Origin of the sequence: Dyella sp. C11 (genome assembly GCF_003121485.1) — a bacterium.
Taxonomy (GTDB): domain Bacteria; phylum Pseudomonadota; class Gammaproteobacteria; order Xanthomonadales; family Rhodanobacteraceae; genus Dyella.
Genome location: NZ_QAVX01000032.1, coordinates 21,756 through 28,850, shown reverse-complemented (window position 1 = coordinate 28,850; position 7,095 = coordinate 21,756). Strand labels below are relative to the sequence as shown.

The window sequence follows — 7,095 nt, the reverse complement described above, 5'->3', positions numbered from 1 at the left end:
CCAGCGATCCCACATCAACCCGATCTGGGCATCGGTGTAATGCGTCGGAGGTCGTTGGGACATCTTGCAACACTCCTACTGCTCGCGCAGTCTTTAGTGTGTTGCAACGACCGGCTGAATCCGCAGTCGCAAGCGGACCTTCTGTTAGATAAAACCAACGCCCTTCAATTGATCTCGAAGCGAAGTTAGTTCGCCGATGTCTGGCGCGTTTTCTATGGATGTCCCAGCAACTTGTGACGGCCAGAACCAGCCATCGTCCTGCCATTGCAGCGTCGCTCCTACGGGCCCTAGAAGGACATCCGCGGCGCCATCAACAGTCCGCACTTTGAGCAGAAAGTTCGCAGACTTGAAGAACGCGAGGAACAAGCGACCACCGCCCTTCGGATCAATACCGAAGTAGCGAACTTCGTCCACCGGCACCATCGAGTGCCGCAAACGAAAATCGGCCATCAATGGCGTCAGCCTGGCCTCAAAGTTCCGGGCCTCGGGTGCGTTCACCTGACCTTCGTTCATGCCTCCCCCTTTAGGTCTGCTCTGGGTCGGAAGCAGACATAAGCCCTAGCTCACCTTACACGTAGACGCTGCAGCTCGGGCAGTAGAGGAATCTATTCGGTAAAGGTGTAAAACCAGAACCGCAGTTGGGGCAGTTTTCGGGCCGCTGCTCGTTCCAAAACCACAGGTAGGCGCAAGACCGCTCGACAGACAATGCCCGGGCAACTTCAAGCCCTTCTCGATTCACTGGACTGGTTCGATCCCCGAGTTGCTTATACGCCCACTCCTCGTAGGCGCCAGATTGGAGCCACAGTTTGTAGAGAGAACTGAATATAACTGTCCAATCGGCAATGGCGTCGACCAGGTGTGACGGCACAGCAATTCGTTCCGGCGCAACCGTCCTTCGACAAACCCCACAATGGAGAGGGTTTTCGGCTAGGTCGAACGCCAAATAGACCCCAGGCACATCAACGCATTCGCAAAACTCGTCTGCCGGCGTCGGGGGCGGTGGCGTCAGCTTTCTGTATTTCTGCTGCTCACTCATGGCTTCCTGCTCGATGAACGCGAGTGTCCGCTTCGGGTCGAACGCGGACCTTATGCACAGCCTTGATTAAAGCAACTAAGCCTCATCAAGTGCCCTAATGATGTGTCTCCGAACATCCGCTGCCATCACTGGATCACTATCCCTGTTGGCGAGAAGTAGCAGCTTCTCTAAGACTCCTTTAGACGGTGATCGCCTAAGCCACCAGTGGAATGCACCGTTCCTGCCGTGCTCTGCGCCTTGCTCGTCGCCCGGACGATAAAGGCCGAGTTGCCCTTGGAAGAGCTCATCAGGGTAGAGACCCCAGCTCTCCCACTCGCGGGGAAAGCCCATCAGTCGGAGAAATTCTCCCTTAGTCACGCCCCCCCTCATTCCGTCGCCACCGTACAAAATGTCCGCTTTGGGTCGAAAGCGAACATCACGGTTTAAGCCCATTTTCCCCACGCATCACGATGTCTGTAGAGGACACCGTATTTTGCAGCTCGAGTCCTGACTACGCCGCAGATTCCGAGGTAATCGAAGCTATCGGTTGCAGTCAGAATACGCTTCCCTCGATTATCGAATAGTTCCAGTTGAGCGCCGCGACCCTGACTATCCTTGAGAACCACTTCCCGGATATTCCTATAAGGAATCGAGTGGGTGAACACGAGCCCGTGTACGACCAATGCCTCGTCTGTCGCCACAATTCGATACCTCAAACAGTAGACATAGACGCTCACTGCAGCCAATGGAACGGCAAATCCAAGTCCATAAACGATATACCTCTCTGAGCCGTCCATTGCAGGCCCAATAAATAGCCAGGCAATGGCTGGAAGAATCCCTGAGCCAAGGGCTATGAAACACCAAATCCGGGAGAGGTCATACCGATATGTCGGTGCGTCAGGATCGGACGCTGGCTGGCGGTCGCTCAAGAAGGCGACCAATAACGCAAAGACCGCGCCGACGACCAGATAGCTAATCCCCAAAAGCATGACTTCTCCTTACCGTCGCACGGATGTCCGCTTCGGGTCGAAAGCGAACCTTAGCCGTAGGTCCCAATGATATCGATGCACGCACCCAAAATCCTTGGTCTGAAATCCGCTTCTATCGTTGCGAGCTTGGCGTCGCACTCGAGCAGTGCTGCATACGCCCAACGCAAGCGCTCGTTTCCCAAGGGTAGGCCCGCCGTTGCGGCAAGGAATTGCTTGAAGATTTGGTAACGCGGATCGTCTTGAAGAGATAGCCAATGAAGAAATTTGTTTATGCGAACACAGCCTATGCCGACGCCAACCTGTAATGACAGGAGAGCCTTGGCAGCGGAAACGAGCTGTTTCTTCCGTGCTACTTCTTGTTCGGGCGTCATGCCGCCAATCTTTGTGTAAACAAGTTTTTGAATTGTCCGCTTCGGGTCGAAAGCGGACCTTAGATATTCTCTATGTCGCGAGCACTCCTGACGAAAGCTTCGATCAACTCTTCCGGTGAGTCGTAGTCCCATCGTTCAAAGCGATGGTTCGAAGAACCCGCTTCCAGTGCCGCACCATCCCGATAGACGTAGACATTCAAATCCGACCGCCGGGCGACCAGGAACATGTCGCGCTCGCCTTCCTCGCAAAAGGCCAGCTCACCCAACTCATGCCGGATCGCATCGAGTGCCGCCGCCTGGAACGCACTGAGCTGTCGGCCGCTGGCCGAGCTGGATATGTTCCATGCCTGGCGTTGAGCGCTGCGCTCACGAAAAGCAAATCTGATCTTCTTGAGAAATGAAAAAGGCATTGGCAGAGACGTGAGGTGATAGCGGAGCAAATATTTCCATGCTGAAACATTGCGTGTCGGGTTGAAACCGGACAATCCGCTGCGTCCTCGTCAAACCGACACGGCCAGAACCGCGATCAGAGCACAATTTCCCTCCGGAAGGCTGTAGCGGCAGCGCTGTCGTAAAAGCGAATCGAAGCATCACGTGACGGCATACCCCTGACGAGATATAGATTGTCAGTAGATTTGCCCATTGCCGAAAAATTGATACCCACGACTCACGCAGGCCGGGCCGATTGCTCCAGATTGCTCGGCAACGCGGCATGTATGTCGGCAAACAATTGTGCCCGCTGACCGGTATCGCTGGTCATGGCCCGACCACCCCATCGTTGCCCCAATTTCCAGTCGATATCGAAACGTGGTGTATCCATTGTTGACGGATCGATGCGCGACATGGGCACGGCCGATTCCATCAGCATCGCAATGGCATGCGCCGACTTCAGCTCATTTTGCTTGGCATTCATGATGCGCCAGGCAATAAGGCCGAGCAGCGCAGGCCAATGGGCAACCGGATGACCATCGCGCTCGAATTGACGAACAACATTGGGGAAGACCTTCTTCAGCGCGATGCGCGGAAGCTCGGCATATTCGCCTGGACGCGGATAACGAGGCACGCCGAAAGTCTCGTTGCCCATCGTCTGGATGACATATCGCGCCAGCTCGGCGAGATCGGGAAGTTCGCTGGCGTCGCCAAGACCACCGGCGGCCGTGCTCAGGAAGGACAGTCGATCAGGAAGCGTGGCCCAAAGGAATTGGTTGATCGCATCTCCCATGACGAAAGCCTCGCCGGCCTTGGTCCTTGCATTGCACAGAAAGTCGCCCGGATCGCGATCAGCGGGTTGCACGAGAGTTTTCCAAACAGCCAGCTGTGCTGAAAAACCCGCACACGCACCAATGGCCACCATGATGGATGGCAGGTGCTGCGCATAGGCAAAAGCAAACATTCCAACCGACACCGCAACAGCATCGCTTTCCACGACTTCCTTGGAAATGATCATGGCCTTCCCTCCCTGGCTACATGCCGTCTGGACTCACTGGGCCCCGCGCCGGAATCTGTCACCGAACGCGCCTGACGCCGATCTGGAAGCGGAGCGTCTGCGTTGAACCGAAAGCGGACATCCTATGTACCCGTCAAACCGGCTTGGCCAACCTTGCGCGACCAACCCTCATTGGACGCGGCGCACCGTGGCGACTTGCCCACCGTCCTTCAATATCGTCATTTCGTCGCCGGGCTTCAGGGACACCGCGCCGCTCCATGAGCGCGTTGCCACGTTTGCAATCGCGGCGCCGGGAGCGGTTTGTATGGGATGGGCGGCATCCAGGTGTTTGGTTTCAAGCGACAGCAGGAATGGCCCGGAGCGACCGGCCCGATCAATCGACAGCTCAACATCCAAGGCGTTGGACGGATCAACCTGACGGCTGTCGACCGCCACGGAGGGAATGTGATGAATTCCCACGCGGGCACCAGGCCCGCACAGGCTGGGGCTCGCGATGACATCGGCTTCCGTCTTGCCGTCCTGGATAACCTTGAGCTCGAACTTGGCGATGGCTGATTCTGCATTGCAGGGAGCGGCCGCAGCATTCGCGGCCTCACCCGCAGGCAAGGTCGTACCTGCATCGCTTGCACAGGTGGTCGAGCAAAGAATCAGTGCAACGAGAAAAGTGCCGAATTTGAGCTGATACATAAGAAGTCCTTGTCGAATGTAGAGCGCGATACCGGGACGGTTGCCCCACGAAAATGAGCACGACAGCCGGGCCAGGACAGCACAGACGGGAAGGCTTCCACGCCACGCGCTGGCCGCATCACGGATGCGTCGTGTCGCCCGAATCCTTGTCCGCAGGCTGCTGCTTGGTCGCTTCCGCGTCCTTGTCCTTTACCTGGGTCAACGACCCTACAGTGGCGGTGCCGGAGACAGGCATCACGCGCGGATCGTAGGGGTTGGTTGTGGTGTGCAGCGCCTGGTAGGCAATGGCGCCATCGGCCTGGTGCACACCGGTGACCTCGCCCGGGTTCTGGCTGATGTGGCCGCCGGAATGGACGTCCAGATTGGCCTTGGCCATGTGGTTGGGTGAGCCATCCGCGCCCCCGACCATGACGTGGGCCGCCGACGAACCCACGCGCGAGCCCGTGGCGTTGACGAGTGCTTCGTGCCATTGCGCCTTGGCGCGCGGCAACGCGCTCTCATCGCCGTACTTGGGCAGCAGGCCGCGCCAGATGACGTTGGCCTGTTCGTACTGCGCCGGCGTCAGGTGGGCATACACCAGTTGGCGTGCCCGCACGTACGGTGCGTCGTTGCGCTCGGCAGCCAGCGCCATCCAGGCCAGCGCCTGTGGCAGGTCAACCTCGGTGCCCTGTCCACTCAGGTACATCACGCCCAGGTTGTATTCCGCGGGTTTGTAGGCCCAGTAGGCGGAGATCTTGTACATGTCCATGGCGTGTCGGTAATCGCCTTTCTTGGCCGCCTGGACGCCCAGCACGAAGAAGTATTCACCGGGGCGCCCGTCGTCCGTGGGCGTATTGAACGCGCGCGTGTTGTCTTCGGTGGAATTATCCTCGACGGGAGCGGCCGTGCTTACCGGCGTGTCGTCGATGGGGATGGTGCGCAGCGAAAGATCTTCACCGGCAAAGGCCGCACCGGCGCACAGAACCGAGACGAACAGTGTGGCGAGAACCCGCTGGGAGAACATCATCACGGCCATGGCAATCCCTGCTGGATGGGGTGGTGGTCAGCAACGTACTCCCAGTCAACCGGCCCTACAAGAATCCATGACGCGATAACCCACCCCTGCCCGGTTTGGATGGAAGCTCTGCGTTGCATCTTCCGGGGCGTAGCCGTCCAGACGGACGACTGACGCCACCGTCAGGGATGGCGTGCCGGGTGCTGGGCCCTGGTTGCATCGCTGAGCAGCGCGTCGAGATCGCCGCGCGTCAGCAGACGCCCTGCGAGCAACACCGCCCGAATGCGTTGCGCATTGCGAATGTCCCGGGTGGGGTCGGCATCGAGCAATACCAGGTCGGCCTGCTTGCCAACGGCCACCGACCCGCTCACATCGTCGATATGGAGAAACCGGGCGGGTTCAAGCGTAGCCGCGCGCAACGCATCCATCGGCGACAATCCCGATTCGACCAGCAGCTGCAATTCGTCCTGCAAGGCAAACCCGGGATAGACGCCGGGCATGGGGGAATCCGTGCCCGCCATGATGGGCACGCCCGCCTGATGCAGGATCGACACGATGCTTCGCGCGATGGGCCAACGTCGACTTGCCAGCTCGGGATCGTCTTTCGTGTATCCCGCCACGAACCGCTGCCAACGCAACTGCTCATCGGGGCGCAGAAGCTGCCAGCGATCGTCGTGTTCACGCTGGGCGTTTTGAGCGAACGTGTCTTCGTCGGCAAGCGCGAGCGTGGGAACCTGCACCTGGCCCGTCGCCGCCAGCGCCTTTGCCGCATGCCGGCACACGGCAGGATCAAACGTGGCGAGCACCTGTGCTTCCTGCGAGTCCACGCGCGACATCAAGGCTTCGCCATTGAGACCCTGGCGGTCGCCAAGAATCCTGGCCTCGCTGGATGAGCAGGCTTCGTATACCTGCGTCAGGTGCTCGCTGGTGCGCTGCCCCCGTTTCGCGGCTTCCAGCAGTTCGACACCGGCGGGCACGTGTCCGACCACGGGCAGCGAGCGCAACTTGGCCTGCGCCAGAATGGCTCGCCAGTTTGCGGCAGGAACGTCGGAAAACACCTTGATGAAGTCGGTGCCCGCCGCCGCAGCGGCATCCACGTCGGCCGCGGCATCAGCAGGTGATGTCCCGTATACGGCAATGCCGGAGGCAAGCACGCGCGGCGCGATCAGCTGCCCGCTTTCCATCGCCGCCCGCCACTGCTTCACCTGCTGGATGGATGCCGCGTCGGCACGCATGTCCCGTATGCCGGTGATGCCATTGGCGACATACAAGGGAAAGGACCAGTCGTTGGGCGCACGGTGCGAGGAAAGATTGAACAGATGGACATGCATGTCCGTCAGGCCGGGAATCAGGAAGCGTCCCCGGCCATCGACATGCTGGGCCGACGCCGGTGCATGCACGGCACCTGGCGCATCGATGGAAACAATCCGGCCATCTTCAATCAGGACCGTCCGCGGCCCCACGTTCTGCCCTGCGACGACATCGACAATCGTGACGTCCGTAATGACCGTTGCCGCATGAGCCGATGAAGCAGCCATCGCCACGGCATGCCACAGCAGTGCGGCAAGCGCACATGGCATGAGCCACACCAC

At 59.3% G+C, this 7,095-nt stretch carries 8 protein-coding genes; all 8 read right to left on the bottom strand.

Annotated features, from left to right (window positions below):
* Positions 1-144: 144 nt before the first annotated feature.
* The 8 genes from DK366_RS20380 to DK366_RS20335 all read right to left on the bottom strand — a co-directional run bounded on the left by DK366_RS20380 (position 145) and on the right by DK366_RS20335 (position 7,083).
* On the bottom strand, positions 145-513 hold the full coding sequence (locus tag DK366_RS20380; RefSeq protein WP_109127395.1) for a hypothetical protein: 369 nt from the start codon (positions 511-513) through the stop codon (positions 145-147).
* Between the two features lie 945 nt (positions 514-1,458).
* The gene (locus DK366_RS20365) at positions 1,459-2,004 is read right to left on the bottom strand and encodes a hypothetical protein (RefSeq protein ID WP_109127393.1); all 546 of its coding nucleotides are present in this window, start codon (positions 2,002-2,004) and stop codon (positions 1,459-1,461) included.
* 50 nt (positions 2,005-2,054) lie between these two features.
* The gene (locus DK366_RS20360) at positions 2,055-2,375 is read right to left on the bottom strand and encodes a DUF2489 domain-containing protein (RefSeq protein ID WP_157956639.1); all 321 of its coding nucleotides are present in this window, start codon (positions 2,373-2,375) and stop codon (positions 2,055-2,057) included.
* A gap of 59 nt (positions 2,376-2,434) precedes the next feature.
* Complete coding sequence (locus tag DK366_RS21330) at positions 2,435-2,860, bottom strand: hypothetical protein (RefSeq protein ID WP_157956638.1); 426 nt, start codon at positions 2,858-2,860, stop codon at positions 2,435-2,437.
* Between the two features lie 182 nt (positions 2,861-3,042).
* Positions 3,043-3,822: a hypothetical protein gene (locus tag DK366_RS20350; RefSeq protein WP_109127390.1), complete on the bottom strand. Its 780-nt coding sequence runs from the start codon at positions 3,820-3,822 to the stop codon at positions 3,043-3,045.
* Between the two features lie 168 nt (positions 3,823-3,990).
* Positions 3,991-4,509, bottom strand: coding sequence for a hypothetical protein (locus DK366_RS20345; RefSeq protein WP_109127389.1), 519 nt, complete (start codon positions 4,507-4,509; stop codon positions 3,991-3,993).
* A 118-nt stretch (positions 4,510-4,627) separates the two neighbouring features.
* Complete coding sequence (locus tag DK366_RS20340; protein WP_109127388.1) at positions 4,628-5,524, bottom strand: sel1 repeat family protein; 897 nt, start codon at positions 5,522-5,524, stop codon at positions 4,628-4,630.
* Positions 5,525-5,685: 161 nt separating this feature from the next.
* Positions 5,686-7,083, bottom strand: a complete 1,398-nt coding sequence (locus DK366_RS20335) for an amidohydrolase family protein (protein ID WP_157956637.1) — start codon at positions 7,081-7,083, stop codon at positions 5,686-5,688.
* Between the last annotated feature and the right edge of the window lie 12 nt (positions 7,084-7,095).

Bases quoted from the DNA above. Each gene is read 5' to 3' on its own strand.
- DK366_RS20380 (WP_109127395.1), bottom strand. From the start codon at position 513: ATGAACGAAGGTCAGGTGAACGCACCCGAGGCCCGGAACTTTGAGGCC.
- DK366_RS20365 (WP_109127393.1), bottom strand. From the start codon at position 2,004: ATGCTTTTGGGGATTAGCTATCTGGTCGTCGGCGCGGTCTTTGCGTTA.
- DK366_RS20360 (WP_157956639.1), bottom strand. From the start codon at position 2,375: ATGACGCCCGAACAAGAAGTAGCACGGAAGAAACAGCTCGTTTCCGCT.
- DK366_RS20350 (WP_109127390.1), bottom strand. From the start codon at position 3,822: ATGATCATTTCCAAGGAAGTCGTGGAAAGCGATGCTGTTGCGGTGTCG.
- DK366_RS20345 (WP_109127389.1), bottom strand. From the start codon at position 4,509: ATGTATCAGCTCAAATTCGGCACTTTTCTCGTTGCACTGATTCTTTGC.
- DK366_RS20340 (WP_109127388.1), bottom strand. From the start codon at position 5,524: ATGGCCGTGATGATGTTCTCCCAGCGGGTTCTCGCCACACTGTTCGTC.
- DK366_RS20335 (WP_157956637.1), bottom strand. From the start codon at position 7,083: ATGCCATGTGCGCTTGCCGCACTGCTGTGGCATGCCGTGGCGATGGCT.